General features: G+C 71.2%; 17 protein-coding genes. 9 read left to right on the plus strand and 8 right to left on the minus strand.

Features of this window, described 5'->3' with window-relative positions; translation table 11 throughout:
* Positions 1–38 precede the first annotated feature (38 nt).
* Positions 39–524 (plus strand): peptide deformylase, encoded by a 486-nt coding sequence (gene def, locus C4V41_RS22960; protein ID WP_235030325.1) that lies wholly within the window; start codon positions 39–41, stop codon positions 522–524.
* Positions 525–534: 10 nt separating this feature from the next.
* Complete coding sequence (locus C4V41_RS22965) at positions 535–1,266, plus strand: SDR family oxidoreductase (RefSeq protein ID WP_103957992.1); 732 nt, start codon at positions 535–537, stop codon at positions 1,264–1,266.
* Between the two features lie 7 nt (positions 1,267–1,273).
* Here the strand turns inward: C4V41_RS22965 and C4V41_RS22970 are convergent, their stop codons facing one another.
* Complete coding sequence (locus C4V41_RS22970) at positions 1,274–2,677, minus strand: aldehyde dehydrogenase family protein (RefSeq protein WP_200824156.1); 1,404 nt, start codon at positions 2,675–2,677, stop codon at positions 1,274–1,276.
* A gap of 129 nt (positions 2,678–2,806) precedes the next feature.
* Positions 2,807–3,427: a mycothiol-dependent nitroreductase Rv2466c family protein gene (locus C4V41_RS22975; protein ID WP_103957994.1), complete on the minus strand. Its 621-nt coding sequence runs from the start codon at positions 3,425–3,427 to the stop codon at positions 2,807–2,809.
* Between the two features lie 89 nt (positions 3,428–3,516).
* On the opposite strand from C4V41_RS22975, the gene pepN reads away from it, so the two are divergent.
* From pepN to C4V41_RS22990, 3 genes are all read left to right on the plus strand, one after another.
* A complete protein-coding gene (gene pepN, locus C4V41_RS22980; RefSeq protein ID WP_103957995.1) occupies positions 3,517–6,081 on the plus strand; it encodes an aminopeptidase N in 2,565 nt (854 codons plus the stop codon).
* A 104-nt stretch (positions 6,082–6,185) separates the two neighbouring features.
* Entirely contained in the window at positions 6,186–7,466 is a 1,281-nt protein-coding gene (locus C4V41_RS63115; protein ID WP_200824157.1) for a serine/threonine-protein kinase, read from the plus strand.
* A 79-nt stretch (positions 7,467–7,545) separates the two neighbouring features.
* Entirely contained in the window at positions 7,546–8,496 is a 951-nt protein-coding gene (locus C4V41_RS22990; RefSeq protein ID WP_103957996.1) for a hypothetical protein, read from the plus strand.
* A 33-nt stretch (positions 8,497–8,529) separates the two neighbouring features.
* Here the strand turns inward: C4V41_RS22990 and C4V41_RS22995 are convergent, their stop codons facing one another.
* Complete coding sequence (locus C4V41_RS22995; protein ID WP_160150364.1) at positions 8,530–8,913, minus strand: DUF5130 family protein; 384 nt, start codon at positions 8,911–8,913, stop codon at positions 8,530–8,532.
* A 20-nt stretch (positions 8,914–8,933) separates the two neighbouring features.
* Complete coding sequence (locus C4V41_RS23000) at positions 8,934–9,224, minus strand: hypothetical protein (protein WP_103957998.1); 291 nt, start codon at positions 9,222–9,224, stop codon at positions 8,934–8,936.
* Between the two features lie 251 nt (positions 9,225–9,475).
* On the opposite strand from C4V41_RS23000, the gene C4V41_RS23005 reads away from it, so the two are divergent.
* On the plus strand, positions 9,476–10,252 hold the full coding sequence (locus tag C4V41_RS23005; RefSeq protein ID WP_235030326.1) for a nuclease-related domain-containing protein: 777 nt from the start codon (positions 9,476–9,478) through the stop codon (positions 10,250–10,252).
* A gap of 282 nt (positions 10,253–10,534) precedes the next feature.
* On the opposite strand, the gene C4V41_RS23010 is transcribed toward C4V41_RS23005, so the two are convergent.
* Positions 10,535–13,231, minus strand: a complete 2,697-nt coding sequence (locus C4V41_RS23010) for an ABC transporter substrate-binding protein (RefSeq protein ID WP_146103747.1) — start codon at positions 13,229–13,231, stop codon at positions 10,535–10,537.
* 145 nt (positions 13,232–13,376) lie between these two features.
* Here C4V41_RS23010 and ilvD point away from each other — a divergent pair, with 145 nt between their 5' ends.
* From ilvD to C4V41_RS23025, 3 genes are all read left to right on the plus strand, one after another.
* Positions 13,377–15,215: a dihydroxy-acid dehydratase gene (ilvD, locus tag C4V41_RS23015; protein WP_103958001.1), complete on the plus strand. Its 1,839-nt coding sequence runs from the start codon at positions 13,377–13,379 to the stop codon at positions 15,213–15,215.
* Positions 15,216–15,294: 79 nt separating this feature from the next.
* Positions 15,295–15,795 (plus strand): helix-turn-helix transcriptional regulator, encoded by a 501-nt coding sequence (locus C4V41_RS23020; protein ID WP_235030327.1) that lies wholly within the window; start codon positions 15,295–15,297, stop codon positions 15,793–15,795.
* Positions 15,796–15,860: 65 nt separating this feature from the next.
* Positions 15,861–16,775, plus strand: a complete 915-nt coding sequence (locus tag C4V41_RS23025) for a serine hydrolase (RefSeq protein WP_103958003.1) — start codon at positions 15,861–15,863, stop codon at positions 16,773–16,775.
* 102 nt (positions 16,776–16,877) lie between these two features.
* Here the strand turns inward: C4V41_RS23025 and C4V41_RS23030 are convergent, their stop codons facing one another.
* The 3 genes from C4V41_RS23030 to C4V41_RS23040 are packed head-to-tail and all read right to left on the minus strand — an operon-like array spanning position 16,878 to position 18,463.
* Complete coding sequence (locus tag C4V41_RS23030; RefSeq protein WP_103958004.1) at positions 16,878–17,090, minus strand: FmdB family zinc ribbon protein; 213 nt, start codon at positions 17,088–17,090, stop codon at positions 16,878–16,880.
* Between the two features lie 18 nt (positions 17,091–17,108).
* A complete protein-coding gene (locus C4V41_RS23035; RefSeq protein WP_103958005.1) occupies positions 17,109–17,909 on the minus strand; it encodes a GNAT family N-acetyltransferase in 801 nt (266 codons plus the stop codon).
* A 44-nt stretch (positions 17,910–17,953) separates the two neighbouring features.
* Positions 17,954–18,463: an HNH endonuclease gene (locus C4V41_RS23040; RefSeq protein ID WP_103958006.1), complete on the minus strand. Its 510-nt coding sequence runs from the start codon at positions 18,461–18,463 to the stop codon at positions 17,954–17,956.
* Between the last annotated feature and the right edge of the window lie 20 nt (positions 18,464–18,483).

Consider the following 18,483-nt stretch of genomic DNA (forward strand, 5'->3'; position numbering starts at 1 on the left):
CCGTTGCCCAGTCCTTACGCAAGCGAAAGCAGACAGCCATGCGAGACATCCGCGTCCTCGGCGACCCCGTCCTGCGCACGCCCGCCGAGCCGGTGACGGACTTCGACCGCGAGCTGCGCCGGCTGATCGACGAGATGTTCGAGGCCATGTACGCGGTCAACGGCGTGGGCCTGGCCGGCCCGCAGATCGGCGTGTCGCGGCGGCTGTTCGTCTACGACATCAGCGGCCGCAAGGGCCACGTCGTCAACCCGCTGCTGACCGTCGACGACCCGGAGGAGGTGCTCGACGAGGAGGGCTGCCTGTCCGTGCCCGACCGCCAGACGCGCCAGCCGATCTACGCCCCGGTCGCGCGGGCCGCGGGCGTGACCGTGGAGGGGTTCGACCGGCTGCGGCGCCCGGTCCGCGTCAAGGCCCGCGGCTCGCTGGCCCGCTGCTTCCAGCACGAGACCGAGCACCTCGACGGCAGGCTGTACGTCGACCGGCTCCCCAAACCGGAGGCTCGCAAGATCATGCTCCGCGCATAGGTTGGAGCGTATGAGCGTACTTTCCGGAAAAGGCGCATTGGTGACCGGCGGCTCCAGGGGCATCGGCAAGGCCATCGTGGAGCGGCTGACCAGCGACGGCGCGGACGTGGTCTTCTGTTACCAGCACTCGGCCGAGGCGGCGGAGCAGGTCGCCAAGGAGACGGGCGCGCACCCCGTACAGGCCGATCTAGGAGACGAGCGGGACCTGGAGCGGCTGTTCGCCGAGGCGGAGGCGCGGCTGCCCGGGGTGGACATCCTCGTCAACAACGCGGCCACCGCCGAGCCGCAGAAACTCATCGCCGACGTCACGGACGAGGACTACGCCCGGGTGTTCGCGGTGAACACCCGGGCCGTCTTCCTGTCCTTGCAGTGGGCGCAGCGGGTGATGCGCGACGGCGGGCGCGTCGTCAACATCTCCACGCTCAACACCCAGATCCCGGCGCCGACCCTGGCGCTCTACTGCGCCAGCAAGGCGGCCATCGAGCAGTTCGCCAAGGTGGCGGCGCGCGAGATGGGCGGGCGTGAGATCACGGTGAACGTCGTCTCGTCCGGCGCCACGGACACCGACATGCTCCGCGGCGCCAACCCGCCGGAGGCGCTGGAGCAGACACCGGCGTTCACCGCGCTGCAGCGGCTGGGCCGGCCCGACGACATCGCCGCCGTGGTCGCCTTCCTGGCCGGCCCCGACGGCCGGTGGGTCACCGGCCAGAACGTGGTGGCCAGCGGCGGGCTGATGATCTGACGGCGCGCTAGAGCTGGAGCGACTTGACCTCCAGGTATTCCTCCAGCCCGTGTTCGCCCAGCTCACGGCCCACGCCGGACTGCTTGTAGCCGCCGAAGGGGGCCAGCGGGTTGAACCGGCCGCCGTTGATGGCCACCTGCCCGGTGCGCAACCTGCGGGCGACCGCGACCGCGTGCTCCTCGGTGGCCGACCAGACGGCGCCGGCCAGCCCGTATTTGGTGTCGTTGGCGATCTGGACGGCCTGGTCCTCGCTCGTGTACGGGATCAGCGACAGGACCGGGCCGAAGATCTCCTCCTGCTCGATCGTCATCCCCGGCTCCACCCCCGCGAACACCGTGGGCTCGACGTAGAACCCGCGCTCGTGCGGCCGCTCGGTGCCGCCCGCCACCAGCCGGGCACCCTCCTCCTGCCCCCGGTTGATGTAGCGGACCACGCGGTCGCGCTGGGCCGCGGACACGAGAGGGCCGATCCTGCTGGACTCGTCGAAGGGGTCGCCGACCCGGTAGCCGCGCGCGGCCTCGACGGCCAGCCGCACGGCCTCGTCATATTGGTCGCGCTGGACGATCATGCGGGTCCACGCCGAGCAGGTCTGGCCCGCGTTGACGAAGCAGTTGGCCACGCCGACCTTGACCGCCAGGCCCAGGTCGGCGTCGGGCAGGATGACGTTGGCCGACTTGCCGCCGAGTTCGAGCGCGACCCGCTTGACCGACTCGGCGGCCAGCGAGGCGACCCGGCGGCCGGCGGCGGTCGAGCCGGTGAAGGAGACCATGTCGACCTCGGGGTGGGCGGCCATGGCCTCGCCGACGACCGGACCCCGGCCGCTGACCAGGTTGAACACGCCCGGCGGCAGGCCCACCTCGTCGAAGATCTCCGCCATCGCGTACGCGGCCAGCGGCGCCACCTCGCTCGGCTTGAGCACCACCGTGCAGCCCGCGGCCAGCGCCGGGGCCACCTTGCAGACGATCTGGTGCAGCGGGTAGTTCCACGGGGTGATCGCGGCGACGACCCCGATGGGCTCCTTGACCACGAGCGAGTTACCCACCCGCGACTCGCGCGGATGGCTCTCGGCCAGCGCCGCGTAGGAGGCCAGGACCGTGGCCGGCATGAGCGTCTGCACCTTGAGCGCGAAGCCCAGCGGCGAGCCCATGTCGGTCGCGATGATCTTGGCGATCTCGTCGGCGCGCTGTTTCAGCAGCTCGGCCGCGGCGCCGAGCAGTTTGCCCCGCTCCGCGGCGGACGTCCGCGACCACGAGGGGAAGGCTTTCCTGGCGGCCTCCGCGGCCGCCTCGACATCGTCGGGAGAGCCCGCGGGCACCCGGTCGATGATCTCTTCCGTAGCCGGGTTGACGACCTCGATGGGTTCGTCCGATGCCGAAGCGGTCCAGGAGCCGCCGATGTACAGCTGACGCATAGCCACCATCCTGACAGCGCATCGGGCGGCAAGGCGAGGGCTCATCCTGAGTGGAGGATAAGCCTTCTCCACCGCTACCAGCCTTCTCTTCGTCAGCGTACGACGGCTTGCAGAATAAAGCCTGAAATGTCAGTCGAAACTGGGCCGCTTGACGCGCGAGCGCTTCAGTTCGAAGAAGTCCTCGTACGCGGTGACCGCGAGCACGCCGTCCCAGAGCCGGCCCGCGTCCTCGCCCCTGAGGATCTTGGTGATCACCGGCCCGAAGAAGGCGTTGGCGCCCACCCGGATGATCGGCGTGCCGACCTCCTGGCCGACGAGCGTGATGCCCTCGTCGTGGGAGGCGCGGATGGCCTCGTCGTAGGCGTCGGAGTCCATCGCGTCGGCGAGCTTCCTGTCGAGGCCCACGGCCTCGAGCGCGGCCTCGTTGACCTCGCGGAGCCGGTCGGGGTCCTTCTTCATGCCCTGGTTGTGCAGGCGCGTGCCGAGCTCGGTGTAGAGCCGCCCGACGTATTCCTCGCCGTGCTGGGCCGCCGCGGCGGCGACCACCCTGACCGAACCGAGATTCTTCCGTGCGCCCCGCTTGTATTCATCCGGGACGTCCTTGTCCTCGTTGAGGATGTGCAGGGACATCAGCCGCCATCGAGGCTCGACAGGGCGAACCTTCTCGACTTCGAGCAGCCATCGTGACGTGATCCAGGCAAACGGACAGGAAGGATCGAACCAGAGGTCCACAGGAGTCTTCTCAACCATGTCTGGCCATAACCTGAGGTGGTTCGGGTCCTATTCCCGGCATGGCAGGATACGGACAACCCCGACGAAGTGGTGAAAAGGAGCGCAACTTGGCAGGCAACCTGACCCGGGACGAGGCTCGTGAGCGCGCCCGGCTGTTGAAGGTCGAGTCGTACGAGGTCGCACTCGACCTGACGGAGGGAGACGAGCGCTTCGAGAGCGTCACGACGGTCCGCTTCACCAGCACCCGGCCGGGCGCGTCCACCTTCATCGACCTGCACGGTGCCCACGTCCGCCAGGTCACGCTGAACGGCGCCGACCTCGACGTGTCCGCTTACGACGCCGAGAAGGGGCGCCTCCCGCTCCCCTCGCTCGCCGAGTCCAACGAGCTGCGCATCGACGCCGACTGCACCTACATGCGCACGGGCGAGGGCCTGCACCGCTTCGTCGACCCGGTCGACCAGCGCGTCTATCTGCACAGCCAGTTCGAGACGGCCGACGCGCACCGCATGTACGCCTGCTTCGACCAGCCCGACCTCAAGGCCACCTTCCAGCTCACCGTGCTCGCCCCGGCCGCGTGGGAGGTCGTCTCCAACGCCGCCGCCGGCAACGTGACCGAGCTGCCCGAGGCGACCGGCAGGCACGGCACCGTGCAGGCGGCCAGGCGCTGGGAGTTCCCGGCCACGCCGGTCATGTCCACGTACATCACCGCGCTGGTGGCCGGGCCGTACCACAAGGTGACCTCCGAGCACGACGGCATCCCGCTCGGCATCTACTGCCGCGCCTCACTCGCCGAGCACCTCGACGCCGACAACATCCTCGAGGTCACCCGGCAGGGCTTCGACTTCTTCCACCGCGTGTTCGGGGTGCGCTACCCGTTCGGCAAGTACGACCAGCTCTTCGTGCCCGAGTTCAACGCCGGCGCCATGGAGAACGCGGGCTGCGTGACGTTCCTGGAGGACTACGTCTTCCGCTCCCGGGTCACCGACGCGGTGGTCGAGCGGCGCGCGGAGACGATCCTGCACGAGATGGCGCACATGTGGTTCGGCGACCTCGTCACCATGCGCTGGTGGGACGACCTGTGGCTGAACGAGTCGTTCGCCACCTACATGTCCGTGCTCGCGCAGGCCGAGGCCACGCGGTGGGGCAAGGGCGCGTGGACCACGTTCGCGAACGTGGAGAAGGCCTGGGCCTACCGCCAGGACCAGTTGCCCTCCACCCACCCCATCGCCGCCGACATCCCCGACATGCAGGCGGTCGAGGTCAACTTCGACGGCATCACCTACGCCAAGGGCGCGTCGGTCCTCAAGCAGCTCGTGGCCTACGTCGGCCTGGACAACTTCCTGGCCGGCGTACGCGACTACTTCGCCGAGCACGCCTGGGGCAACACCGAGCTGAAAGACCTGCTCAACGCCCTGGAGCGGACCTCGGGCCGCGACCTGTCCGCCTGGTCGAAGGAGTGGCTGGAGACCGCCTGGGTCAACACGCTGCGCCCGGAGTTCGAGGTGTCCGGCGGCCGTTTCACCAAGTTCGAGGTGCTGCAGGAGGCCCCGGCCGACTACCCGACGCTGCGCTCGCACCGCATCGCGATCGGGCTCTACTCGCTGGCCGGCGGCAAGCTGACCAGGACCAAGCGGGTCGAGCTGGACGTGGTCGGCGCCCGTACCTCCGTGGCCCAGCTCATCGGCGCGGAGCAGCCCGACCTGGTGCTGCTCAACGACGACGACCTGACCTACGCGAAGATCCGCCTCGACGCCGGCTCGCTGCGGACGCTGGTCGACGGCGGCATCGCCGCGTTCACCGAGTCGCTGCCGCGCGCCCTGTGCTGGTCGGCGGCCTGGGACATGACCCGCGACGGCGAGATGTCCACGCGCGACTACGTCAAGCTGGTCGTCTCCGGCGTCGGGACCGTCGCCGACATCACGGTCCTGCAGGCGGTGCTGCGGCAGGGGCGCATGGCCGTGCAGCAGTACGCCGACCCGGCCTGGCGGGCCGAAGGGCTGGCGCTGCTGGCCACCGAGCTGCGCTCGCTGCTCGGCTCGGCCGCGCCGGGCTCCGACCACCAGCTCGCCTTCCTGCAGGCGTTCGCGCCGGTGGCCACCTCCGAGGAGGACCTGGCCCTGCTGGCGGGCATCCTCGACGGCTCGGCGGTGCCCGGCGGCCTGACCGTGGACGCCGACCTGCGCTGGACGCTCGTGCACGCGCTGGTCTCCGGCGGCAAGCTGGCCGAGGCCGACATCGACGCCGAGCTGGAGCGGGACCCTACGGCGACGGGTGAGCGGTCGGCCGCGCAGTGCCGGGCCGCGATCCCGACGGCCGAGGCCAAGGCGGCGGCGTGGGAGCGGATCGTGGCCGGCAAGCTGGCCAACCACATCGCCAGGACCACGATCGGCGGCTTCCAGGACGCCAACCACGCCGAGCTGCTGGCTCCCTACCGGGAGAAATACTTCGCCGAAGTGGGGCGGCTCTACCAGGAGTGGACGTTCGACCAGGCGTCCACGTTCACCATCGGGTGCTTCCCCTCGCTGGTCATCGAGCCGGAGACGGTTCAGGCCGCGCACGACTACCTGGCGGCGAACCAGCCGCCGCAGGCGCTGCGCCGGCTGATCCTCGAAGGCGCCGACGGCGTCCAGCGCGCCCTGCGCAACCGTGAGAAGGACGCCGCGTCCGCCTGACCCGCGTCTCTCAAAGGCCCCCGCCCACGTGGCGGGGGCCTTTGGCGTTACCGGGTGTGTCATATCGACGATGGCATACGGGGCGCGGGGTTAGCCTGGAGAACGTGCTAGGCCAGGGGACCACCCTCAATGACCGCTACGTGCTCGGCGACCGTCTCGGCGGTGGCGGCATGGGCGAGGTGTGGCGTGCCGACGACACGGTGCTCGGCCGTACGGTGGCCGTCAAGGTGCTCATCCCGGCCCTCACCGAAAACCCCTCCTTCGCCCAGCGCTTCCAGAACGAGGCCAGGGCCATGGCCACGCTCAGGCATCCCGGCGTGGTCGACGTCTACGACTACGGCGTCGCCGAGGTCGACGGCCGCCAGGTCAGCTTCCTGGTCATGGCATACGTGCCGGGCGAGTCGCTCGACCGCGTCCTGCGGCGCGGGCCGCTCGGCATCGAGGCCACGATGCGGCTGGTCGTGGAGGTGGCCGACGCGCTGGCCGCCGCGCACGCGCAGGGCATCGTGCACCGCGACGTCAAGTCGGCCAACCTCATGGTCAAGCCCGGTGGCGGGGTGGTGCTCACCGACTTCGGCATCGCGCACTCGGTGTCGGCCGCGCATCTCACGGCGACCGGGACGATGCTCTGCTCGGCCGGCTACTGCGCGCCCGAGATGGCCACCGACAGCAACGTGACGCCCGCGGTCGACGTCTACGCGCTGGGCGTGGTGGCGTACGAGTGCCTGACCGGCGAGTTGCCGTTCCAGGGCGACACTCCCGTACAGATCATCTTCAAGCACCTCAACTCCCCCATTCCCCGGCTGCCCGACGAGGTGCCGCAGGGGCCGCGGCAGGTGGTCGCGCGGGCTCTGGAGAAGACGCCCGACGCGCGCTGGGCCTCGGCCACGCTGATGGCCGAGGCCGCCCGCAAGGCGCTGACCTCCCCCGGCACGCTGCCCGCCGCGCCGCACCGGCGGCGCCGGACACTGCGGGTCGCGGTCGCCGTGGCCGCCGCCGTGGCGGTGTCCGTGGGTGTGGCGGGCTCGGTCTGGATGCGGCCCGCCGATCAGTCGACCGTCGAGCAGGCTCCGGAGCCCACGGTCGCCGGCACCGCGACCGAGACCTCTCCCACCGCTCCGGCGACCGCCCGCCGGGAGTCCTCGCCGCCGGTCAGGCGCACGGCCGGCCCGAAGCCGACCCGCGTCACGGCCGTGCCCACGACGCCCAGCGCGCCGGTGACCAGCACGCCTCCCACCAAGACGCCGACCGCCTCCCCGACCACGTCGGAGCCCGAGCCGACGCCGGAGCCGACCACGCCGGGTCCCGAGGAGCCGCCGACGTCCGAGCCCACGATCAGCGCCGACCCCGGCGAGATCCAGTGCGTCCGCGAGCCGTGCCCGTGACGGTCCCCGCCTTCTGTGGCCGGACGCCGCGAAGGGTCACATGTCCGTAATCACTTGCTGATCGTGAGAAAGTCATCGCGTGGACTCGACTCGTGACCTGTTCATCGCCCTCGCCCGCCGCTACGCCTTCGCCGACCTGGGCGCGCTCGCGCCGTCGGCGGAGATCGCCGAGGTGTGCGAGTTCGGGCAGCGACTGCTCTCACTCGACGCCGAGGACTTCGCGGCTGAGGCCCGGGTGGTGCCCGCCGACCTGCGACGGCGCGCGCGGGCCTGTCACATGCCGCAGACTCCGCGCGAGCAGCCGCGCGGGGCGCTGGAGTCGCTGCGTCCCGCGTACGCGCTGCTGCTTGAAGTGATCGCCGTACGGTGGCACCGGCGCGAGCTGAGCCCCATGATCGCCGCCGTCCACATCGCCAGCGAATACCTGCCGCTGCTGGCCTTCGAGCCGCAGCTCGGCCATGCCGGCGACCCCGCCAGGTGGCCCGAGGGGCTGAGCGCGCCCGGGAGCCGGTTCGGGGTGATCGGCGACCGGGAGTGCGACCACACCAAGTCCGAGCAGTCGGCCACCAACCGGACGCTGCGGGTGTCGGTGGAGCCGGCGGAGGGCTGGCGGGCCTACTTCGACCGGCTGCACAGCCAGGTGGCCGGGGCGATGGGCGTCTGCGTCGCCACCTGCCGCAACCCGTGCGCGGCCATGGACTGGATCGAGCCGGAGCCGCGCGCCGACCTGCAACTGCGGGCGCGGACGGCGCTGGCCTTCGCCGAGACCCCGCTGGTACGCCTGCGCCACGCGGCGCCGGTGGGGCACGGGTTCGGGGTGCCATCGCCCGAGGAGGTGCTCGACGCCTGGGAGCGCAGCCGGGCGGTGCTGGACAAGAACACGATCGGCACGTCGGCGCTGAAGGAGGACGGGTTCCCGCTGCCGGGGCTGCCGGCCCTGTTCGCGGCCATCGCGGACGCGCCGATCGAGCCCTCGACCCTGCTGGGCGGGGTCAGCGCGCACGTCGTGACGCTCCTCGAACGACTCTGACGCGCGGGTTTCACCGGCTCTGACGCGCGGGTTTCACCGGCTCTGACGTGCAGGTTTCATCGGCGGGGTGGCCTGTTCGCCGAGGGCGCCGATGCCGTACAGGAGGCCGCCCACCAGGTCTCCCACGCTGAAGGCGGTGGCCATCGACATGGCGGTCAGCCGGCACGCGCCGTCGTTGAGCCGCCGCCTGGCCCGCTCCCCCGTCACGACCTCCAGCCCGCGCCCGTTGAGGTCCACGAAGAGCACCACGGCGTCGTCGGCCTCCGCGCCCAGGGCGGCGTGCAGGCGCTCGGCGAAGTGCCGCCGCCCGCCCACCGGCTCGCCGAGGAACACGCCGAAGCGCAGCCCGCTGCGCCGTTCGGCGGTGTGCAGGGCCTGCCTGACGTCGTCCGCCTGCGCTGCGGTCAGTCCTCGCATGCGTCCCTCACCATCCCGCCTCACCATCCCGCGGAAGCGCCGCCGACGTTCCTGCCGGGCTCCGCCGTCTCCGCCGCGGCCACCCAGTCGTGCTCGGGCACCTCCGCCCAGTGCGCCACCCGGTCGGCCAGCACCAGGCCGGACGTGCTCACGCCGCACTCGCTCCTGGAGGGGCCGCCGAGCCAGACGGGGCCCGCCTCGATCCGGCGCCGCACGCCGCGACCGGGCACCATGACGAGCAGGCTGATCAGCACGAACAGCCCCATGGACAGACCGATGAGGAAGAGCAGGATCTCTACCGCGCTGTTCACACCAAGACCGTAAACCTCGTAGGCGGCTCCGGCCAGACCCGTTACGCGTTTTCGCGGGTAAGATCGTTTACCGGGGCATCTCTAGAGAAGAACAGTAGACATACCCTGAAAACAGGCGTGGAACACGATGAGCTGGGCCATAAAACTATGGACACGGCAACACTAGGAATCGATCGAATCTCCGGGCTACGGTGAGTTACGTGGACTCCGACAACCAGCGTGAAGACGGTCACAACGCGTCACCTATCTGGGTGAGCGACCGACCAGAGAGCGAGCAGACCGCCGCCGCCAAGCCTTCGGCGCCCACCTCCACGTACGCGCCGGTGGAGCGCGCGTCCGTGCGCAGCCTGCTCCAGCAACCGCGGTTTCGCCACCTGCGCAACCGCGCGATCGTGGCGCTCGCCGCGGGTCTGCTGGTGGGCTTCCTCGTCGGCGACTGGCGGGCGGGGGTCACCGGGGGTGTGATCGCGGCCATCCTCGAGGCGGTCTACCGCGCCCGTTCCAACTCGTCCGTGCCCGCGTGGCGCCGGGCGTCGGTGGCGGAGCGCCGTACCGAGGCTCAGTTGCGCAAACTCGAACGCAGCGGCTACCGCACGCTGCACGCCAGGGCGATTCCGGGCAGCGAGGCCCAGATCGACCACCTCGTGGTGGGCCCGACGGGCGTCTACGCGGTCGACTCGGAGAAGTGGGACCGCCGGCTGCCCGTACGCGTGCAGATGGGCAAGAAGCTCTTCCACGGGCCGTTCGACATGAAGCCCCGTCTCACCGAGGCGAAGTGGGAGGCGTCGCAGGCCAGCGAGCTGATCACCAAGTCCTTCGGGCGTGAGATCTCTGTCGTGCCGTCGCTGGCCATCTATGGGCCGCCGGTGCCTTGGAAGATCATGACGATCCGTGGCGTGGACGTCTACCAGGGTGACCGGGCGCGCCGGTGGATCACCAAGCGGGAGCGGGCGCTGACCGATGCCGAGATCAACCGGATCTACGACATCGCCGCCCAGGTCCTGCCCGCCCGATACGGCGACGGCTAGCCCCTGCATTCCTTCGCACGTCACCATGACTTCCCTTCTCGTCCTTTCCCGCCGCACTTCGGCGCGGTCCTTTGGAGAACAGGAGAGGGAAAGGTCGGTTCGCCTGCGGCGTCTGGAGCGCGCGGTCGGTTCGCCTCCGGCGTAAGGAGCGAGCGGAAGCGATGAGGCCGCTTCGCCTGCGGCGTCAGGAGCGGGCGGTCGGTTCGCCCGCCGTCTGAGGAGGAGTGGGCGGGGGCGTGAGTGCGCTTCGCATGCGGCGATTCGGCGTGTGCGGGGACGAGGTCAGCGGTAGATCTCTGGGATTGAGGCGCACCACGGGAAGAACTCGGATTTGACCGCGCGGGTGATCCCGCCGCAGGCGCCGATCTGGACGGGTCGTTCCGCGCCCTTGGCGTGCAGGATCAGTACGGCCTTGTCCAGCGGATACTGCCGGGGCGAGGCCGCGCCGAAGTCGAGTGCCCCCGTGGCGCCCTCGATGGCGTGGCCGCTCTGGTCCGGGGTGTGCAGGGTGCCGAGCTGGCGCCAGACGGTGTAGGAGTTCACCGGCACCCGGTGGCGCTCCCTGCCCAGCCGGCGGATCGCGGTGATCATCGTTTCGGTGGCGTCGTACGACAGCGCCGCGTGACCGTCCAGGGTCCGGCCAGGCCCCGGCTCCTCGCACTCGAAGGGGAACGTGGCGAACAGGTCGGCGTAGAAGTCGTGCCGCTGCTGCTCACCGCACTTGCTGGGCGCCGCGGCGAATGACTCGTAGTAGTAGCCGACGCCACTGACGGCCGACCTGACACGGACGTCGGCGACGTACCGGGTGACGTCGTCGCCACCGAGGATGGTCGGCGGTGAGCCCGCGCACTTGTCGGCCACCCCCTTCACGAACTCGGCGAAGTCGGGGATGCCGCGGCCGGCGAAGTACACCAGGCCGTCGAAGCCGCAGGCCGACACCCCGGCGTCCCTGGGCTCGCCCGCGTAGACGTCCTCGCTCGTGTCGGCCGCGCCCGGTTTGCCGGCCCCGACCGGCGTGAACCGGTGGCCCTCGGCCGTGAAGCCGCGCTCCTCCAGCCGGGCCAGCACCCGGGTCTTGAGGTTGGAGGCGTAGTAGTCGGTCGCGTCGTGCGAGTAGTAGACCCGGGCCCGCCGCTCGATGTCGCCCTTCTCGACCAGGGAGTCGGCGAAGGCCGCGGCCATCCACGCCTGCCGGGAGTTCTGCGGCGCCACCTGGAAGTAGAACGGCGACTCGTTGACCAGGCGGTCGGCCGACAACGTGGAGGCCACCATGGGCAGCCCGGCCTTGCCCAGCTCCTGGATGGCCGCGACGGTCTCCTGGCGGCTCTGGTCCAGGCCCACCACGCCCACGATGGGCGCCTCCGCGTCGTGGTGGCTCAGCAGCAGCCTGGCGATGCCGGCTCCGTACTGCATCCGGCCGCCCGCGTTGGCCAGCAGGATGCGGACGAGCGGCTCGCTGGGGCCGGCTGAGCCGTTCTGGCGCTTCTGGGCGATCGCCACCCCCGCCAGGCCTTCGCGGGCGGCGGCCAGCGTGTCGCGGTCGGTCGAGGTCAGCGCCGCCAGGTAGACGATGGTCACGTACGGCCGATCGCTGCCCTCGTGCAGGGCGGCGGCGCGCTCGTTCCCCTGGCGCAGCACCTCCTGGACGCGTTCCATCTCGGCGTTGCCCGGCGTGAACACGTAACCGGGCTCGGCCACGCCGACGCACTCGGTGCCGACCAGTCGCCTGCCGCTCTCCGCCCACGGCGTCCACAGGCCGGTGGCACAGGCGTTCCGGTGCCAGGCGGCGGTCTGGCCCGCGTACGCGCCCACGGCGCCCGCCAGGGCCATCCAGAACAGCGCGATCGCGGTCCACGTCGACCACCAGGGCGCCATCCTGGCGGGCGGCACCACGGTGGGGTCGGCGACGTCGTACCTGGACAGGTCGGACGGCAGCGGCGGCGCGCAGATGACCAGCGGGCTCTCCAGCACCGCCCGCCAGGCGGCCTCACCGGCGGCGGTGACGAGCTCCCTGCGCCAGAGAACGAGTGCCCACAGCGGCGCCTCGTCGTCCTCCAGCAGGACCGCGTCGGGCGTGTACGACACCACCACGACCGGGTCGAACCTCCTGAGGTCGGCCCGCCGTTCCTTGAGCAGTTCCACCAGCTCGCCGCCGTGCTCGTTGAGCAGCAGGAGCGGGTAGAACACGTGGCCGGCGCCGCGGACGTGCGCGGGCGAGCGCCGGTACTGGCCGCTCAGGTCGTCCATGAACGCGCGCAGCAGCAGCCGCGAGATCCGCGCGTCGTCGGCCGGGTCGAGGCCGGCGATCAGGGCCGCCACGCCGGGCGCCTTGGGGTCGTCCTGCGACAGCGCGCGGCGCAGCCAGCGCAGGCGCCCGCCGAGACCAGGCACCCGGCCGCTGAGCCGCAGGTCGTGCACGAACCCGGGTAACAACCGCAGCAGCAGGTTGGCCGGGAAGGGGACGTGCTCCGCGCCCGCGCCGGCCGTCTCGACGCCCCATCCCCAGTTGTGGTCGGCCTCGCGCAGGGCGCGGCGGGCCTGCTCCTCCTTGCCGTGCAGCTCTGCGAGCTGCTCGACGAGCAGGGCGGTCAGCCGGTAGCGCGGGAAGCGGAGCCGGTTGCTGCGCAGCTCCGAGACGATGCGGGACAGGATCTTCGGCACCGGCTCGCCGGGCTGGATGTCCGGGCGGGCGCGCGGGATGCCCGGCGAGATGACGTGGGTGGCGTCCTTGCCCCGTGGCGCCAGGACGGCCGGCCAGTCCCCCGCCTCGCTGAGCTGGACGAGCGGGATGCCCTGGCGATGGACGTGCTGCCCGTCGCCCGGCGATCTGCGCCAGCCGGCCAGCGGTGACCGCTTGGCGACGTGCGGTGAGTCCTCGACTCCCTCGCCTCTGACCGGCCGGCGGCATAGGCGGTCTATCGTGTGCACGAAGTTGCCGACCCCGGCGGGGTCGTCCAGCATGACTGCCCCGTGTCGCATCTGATCTCTCTAACACGGGTTCGGACGGGTATGGCCTCGATTGCGCCACGATCCGGTAACCAACCGTCCGATACCTGGACAGGTGTCTCAGTCACCGGGCGGTGGCCGTAACATGTGAAGACTCACCAACGATGGGAGATGCCCAATGCCCGCCCTCAGGTCACGTACAGTCACCCACGGCAGGAATATGGCCGGTGCCCGGGCCCTGCTCCGGGCGACCGGCGTAGCCGGGAGCGACTTCGGCAAGCCCATCATCGCGGTGGCCAACAGCTTCACCCAGTTCGTTCCCGGCCACGTCCATCTGCGCGAAGTCGGCGACGTGGTGTCGGCCGCGATCCGGGAGGCGGGGGCGATCCCCCGCGAGTTCAACACGATCGCGGTCGACGACGGCATCGCGATGGGCCACGGCGGCATGCTCTACTCGCTGCCGTCCCGCGAGCTGATCGCCGACGCGGTCGAATACATGGTCGAGGCCCACTGCGCGGACGCGATGATCTGCGTGTCCAACTGTGACAAGATCACGCCGGGCATGCTGCTGGCCGCGTTCCGGCTCAACATCCCGACGGTCTTCGTCTCCGGCGGTCCCATGGAGGCCGGCAAGACGCCCGGCAAGAAGCTCGACCTCATCGACCCGATGATCGCCTCCGCCGACGACTCCGTCTCCGACGCCGAGCTGCTGGAGCTGGAGGAGAGCGCCTGCCCGACCTGCGGCTCGTGCTCGGGCATGTTCACCGCCAACTCCATGAACTGCCTCACCGAGGCCATGGGCCTGGCTCTGCCCGGCAACGGCACTATCCTGGCCACGCACAAGGCGCGCAAGCAGCTCTTCCAGGACGCCGGCCGGCAGCTCGTGGAGATCACCCGCCGCTACTACGAGGACGGCGACGAGTCGGTGCTGCCGCGCGCGATCGCCAGCCGCGCGGCGTTCGAGAACGCGATGACGCTCGACGTGGCCATGGGCGGCTCGACCAACACGATCCTGCACATCCTGGCCGCGGCCCGCGAGGCCGAGGTCGACTTCGGGCTCAAGGAGATCAACGAGATCTCGCTGCGGGTGCCGTGCCTGTGCAAGGTCGCCCCGGCGACGGATAAATACCACGTCGAGGACGTGCACCGGGCCGGCGGCATCCCCGCCATCCTGGGCGAACTCGACCGCGCCGGGCTGCTGCACCGCGATGTCTCCACCGTGAACGGCGGCACGCTGGCCGACATGCTGGCCGCCTGGGACGTGCGCTCGCCGTCGGTCAAGCCCGAGGCCGTGGAGCTGTGGCACGCGGCGCCGGGCAACGTGCGCACGGTGAAGGCGTATTCGCAGGACAACCGCTGGGACACCCTCGACGTCGACCGCGCGGCCGGCTGCATCCGCGACCGCGAGCACGCCTACAGCGCCGACGGCGGCCTGGCCGTGCTCTACGGCAACATCTCGCGCGACGGCGCGGTGGTGAAGACGGCCGGGGTGGACGAGTCGATCTGGAAGTTCAGCGGGCCTGCGGTGGTGTTCGAGTCGCAGGACGACGCCGTCGAGGGCATCCTGGGCGGACGGGTCAAGGCGGGCGACGTGGTGGTCATCCGCTACGAGGGCCCCAAGGGCGGGCCCGGCATGCAGGAGATGCTCTACCCGACCTCGTTCCTCAAGGGCAGGGGCCTGGGCAAGGTCTGCGCACTGGTCACCGACGGCCGCTTCTCCGGCGGCACCTCCGGCCTGTCCATCGGCCACGCCTCCCCCGAGGCGGCCGAGGGCGGCACGATCGCGCTGGTCGAAGACGGCGACATCATCGACATCGACATCCCCGGCCGGTCGATGGAGCTGCGGGTGCCCGAGGCCGAGCTGGCCGCGCGGCGCGAGCGGCTGCTGACCGAGCTGGGCGGATACCGGCCGCGTGACCGTAACCGGCCGGTGAGCGTGGCGCTGCAGGCGTACGCGGCGATGACGACGTCCGCCTCCACGGGCGCCTCGCGCGACCTGACGCAGCTGTCGCGATGACGTGAGACCTGTGCGGCGGCGCTCATGCCCGCCGCACAGGTTTTCGAAAATTGTCGGTGGTCATCCCTATTCTTGGGGTATGACGACAGTCGTGAAGCACGATACTCGCCCGCTGACGACCGCCGAGATCGCCGCACTCGCCCTCTCCCTCGCCCACCTGGGCTCGGGTCCGCAGGCCGTCACCGCCAGGCGTGGCCTGCAGCACGCGTTCGAGCACCTGGGACTCGACGACGACGTCATCGCCACCACCCTCGCGACCCTCACCGAGCCGCTGCCCACCGACGTCGCCTCCCGGGCCAGGCTCATGGCCGACGCCATCACCAGCCGACTCAACATCCGCCTGCACTACCGCGACGCCTCCGGCACGGTCACCGCTCGTGACGTCGAGCCGGTGACGTGCCTGGTGCACCGCGAATACTGGTATCTCGTCGGCGTGTGCAGGATGCGCCGCGGGATCAGGGCGTTCAGGTTCGACCGGATCATCGCGGTCGAGCCCACGCTCACGCCGTCCCGGCCGCACCTGGCCGACCGGTTCCTGCCGTTCCAGCGCCGCAAGCGCAGGGCCGTCACGGCCGCGTAGAAACTGGCCGGAGTTTGACCGGCTGAGCCCTCGGCCGTTGGGTGGCGGGTGGCAGGCTCCCGGACATGCGTGTTCGGAAGCTCTCGCCGTTCGCCGCCCTGCTCGTGGCGATGTCCGGCTGTGCCGGGCCGCCGGACGTGGCGCCGCGTCCGGTCGCCGCCTCCCGGCAGCAGCCGGGGGCCGTCGTCGAAAGTGCGTTGCCGTCCGCCCAGCGGCGGGTCCTCGACCGGGCGCTCGACCGCTACCTGCGCGGGCGGCCCGGGCGGGCGGCCCTGGCCGTCTACGACCGCACCACCGGGGCCAGGTACGCCTTCCGCGAGCGCACGCCGTTCATGCTGGCCAGCGTGGCCAAAGTGGACATCCTGCTGGCCTTCCTCATGGGCAAGTGGGGTGAGCGACTGAGCGACTACGAGCGTGACCTGGCCTCGCGGATGATCCGTGAGAGCGACAACGACTGCGCGCACGAGCTCTACATGACCATCGGCGGCCGGGACGGACTGGCCCGCGCGCTGCGGCGCCTGGACGTCCGGCACACGCGGCCGGGCGGCGGGCTGTCCTGGGGATCGACCCACAGCCGGCCGTCCGACCAGGTCAAGGTGCTGGAACAGCTCACCGACCCCAAGGGGCCGCTGCCGGCCAGGAACCGGCGTTACGCGCTGCGGCTCATGTCGTCGGTGACGCCGTCGCAGGCGTGGGGGGTGAGCGCGGCCGCGTCAGGAGGTGAGGTGGCGCTCAAGAACGGCTGGCTGCCCGCCCAGGTGCACGGAGGGCTGTGGACGGTCAACAGCGTGGGGCGGCTCGCGGTGCGCGGGCACGAACTGCTGGTCGCGGTGCTGTCGGAGCGCAGCCCGGACATGGCGTCCGGGGTCGCCACCGTCGAGCGGCTGGCCCGGTTGGCAGTGGGCGCGCTCATGAAGCCCGCCGGAACCGCCGGCACGCTCGCGAAGGCCGGGCAGAGCCGCCGCGACCATCGGCGCTGAGCCCGACAGGACCGCCGGGACCGTCGGCGCTGAGCCCGGGGCCGCCGGGAGCGCTGAGCTGGACAGGGCCTGCCGGGGTCTGACCGTTGTGGGACGGGCCGGTCAGCCGCAGCAGCCGCCACCACAGCAACCGCCGCCCCCGCCGCCGCTCGCCCGGGGCGCGGCGGCGCCGCCCGTCATGGCGACCGTGGACAGCAGCTTCACCGTGTCGTCGTGCCCCTCGGGGCAGGAGGCCGGGTCGTCGGAGGCCGACATCGGGCGGGAGACCTCGAACGTGGAGCCGCAGGCGCGGCAGCGGAAGTCGTATCGCGGCATGGGCTAAGAGTAGCTCCCTCAGCCGCCGTAGGTGATGTGAGCGTAGTCGGCCACGGGTTCGTAGCCGATCGCCTGGTAGATGGCGTTGCTGGTGGGATTGTCCAGGTCGGTGAAGAGCACGACGTGGTCGCCGCGCCCGGCCAGGCCCACCTGGGTCGCGTACGCCGTGACGGCGGCGCCGTACCCGCGCCTGCGACGGGAGGGCGGTGTGTAGACGGGCCCGATGCGGCAGACCCCGCCGGCCGCCGGGGAGAGCCCGGCGAACGAGACCGGTGCCCCGTCGTCCTCCCACAGGATCAGCTCGCCGCCCGTCAGCCGCCGCGAGACCCGCTCGACCACGTCGCCGTCGCGCATCTGGACCTCGTCGCCGAACGCTTGATACCAGCTCACCAGCAGCGGGAAGTCACCGGGCACCGCGAGCCTGCCCCGCCCCGGCACCCGCGGGACGTCGAGCTTGGCGAGCCGGTAGAGCCGCTCGGACACGACGCGAGCCGGATCCCCGAGCAGCCGGGTGACCTCGGCGGTCACCTCCAGCGGGCCCACGACCGTGGCCACGTCGCCGTTCAGCGCCTCGACCAGCGGGACGACCGCCTCGACGGGCACGGCGAAGAGCCCCAGGGGACTGGGCGGGGTGTGGAAGAACGCGCCGCCGACCTCGCCGCCGGTCGTCCACCAGCCGAAGAGGGGGTCGTTCACCGGCATGCCGGCCCGCAGGCCGGCCAGGACGGTCAGCGCGACCGTGTTGCGCACCGGGTCGCCGAGCAGGAACGGCTCGGCGACCGCGGCGTACTCCTCGGTGTCCGAGGTGAAGGTCCACATGCCTGTTCATGGTGTCAGGCGGCGGACCCTCCCATCAAAGCGGTTCAGGCCGCGGCCTCGAGGTAGGGCGCCCATTGCGGGTCACCGACGAGCGAAGCGCCGATGAGCCGCCAGTGGGCGCCCCGTGGCACCGCGGGGCTGACGCGAAGCGTCCACCCCAGCTCCTCCAGGTATTTGTCGGCCTTTCTGTGGTTGCACGTGGTGCACGAGGCGACGCAGTTTTCCCAGGTGTGCGCGCCGCCCCTGGACCGGGGGATGACATGGTCGATGGTCTCGGCCTTCTGCCCGCAGTAGGCGCAACGGTAGTCGTCGCGCCGCATGAGGGCGGCCCTGGTCAGGGGGATGCGCGACCGGTAGGGGATGCGCACATATCTCCGGAGCCTGATCACCGAGGGAACGTCGAGCGTGCAGCTCGCGGAGCGCAGCACCGCGCCCCTGCCGTCGCGGTGCACGACGTCGGCCTTCTCCCGCAGCACCAGCACGATGGCCCGGTGCAGCGACAGAGTGGTCAGTGGCTCATAGGTGGCGTTGAGCAGCAGGACTTGGCGCGTCATCGGGCCTCTCCCCGCTGCAT

It is taken from the genome of Nonomuraea solani, from assembly GCF_900108335.1.
Taxonomy (GTDB): Bacteria; Actinomycetota; Actinomycetes; order Streptosporangiales; family Streptosporangiaceae; genus Nonomuraea; species Nonomuraea solani.

Coding starts and splice junctions, on each gene's coding strand:
- C4V41_RS23020 (WP_235030327.1), top strand. CDS start 15,295: ATGACGACAGTCGTGAAGCACGATACTCGCCCGCTGACGACCGCCGAG.
- C4V41_RS22975 (WP_103957994.1), bottom strand. CDS start 3,427: ATGGTTGAGAAGACTCCTGTGGACCTCTGGTTCGATCCTTCCTGTCCG.
- C4V41_RS22995 (WP_160150364.1), bottom strand. CDS start 8,913: ATGCGAGGACTGACCGCAGCGCAGGCGGACGACGTCAGGCAGGCCCTG.
- C4V41_RS23030 (WP_103958004.1), bottom strand. CDS start 17,090: ATGCCGCGATACGACTTCCGCTGCCGCGCCTGCGGCTCCACGTTCGAG.
- C4V41_RS23040 (WP_103958006.1), bottom strand. CDS start 18,463: ATGACGCGCCAAGTCCTGCTGCTCAACGCCACCTATGAGCCACTGACC.
- C4V41_RS22970 (WP_200824156.1), bottom strand. CDS start 2,677: ATGCGTCAGCTGTACATCGGCGGCTCCTGGACCGCTTCGGCATCGGAC.
- ilvD (WP_103958001.1), top strand. CDS start 13,377: ATGCCCGCCCTCAGGTCACGTACAGTCACCCACGGCAGGAATATGGCC.
- C4V41_RS23025 (WP_103958003.1), top strand. CDS start 15,861: ATGCGTGTTCGGAAGCTCTCGCCGTTCGCCGCCCTGCTCGTGGCGATG.
- C4V41_RS23035 (WP_103958005.1), bottom strand. CDS start 17,909: ATGTGGACCTTCACCTCGGACACCGAGGAGTACGCCGCGGTCGCCGAG.
- def (WP_235030325.1), top strand. CDS start 39: ATGCGAGACATCCGCGTCCTCGGCGACCCCGTCCTGCGCACGCCCGCC.
- C4V41_RS23010 (WP_146103747.1), bottom strand. CDS start 13,231: ATGCGACACGGGGCAGTCATGCTGGACGACCCCGCCGGGGTCGGCAAC.
- C4V41_RS22965 (WP_103957992.1), top strand. CDS start 535: ATGAGCGTACTTTCCGGAAAAGGCGCATTGGTGACCGGCGGCTCCAGG.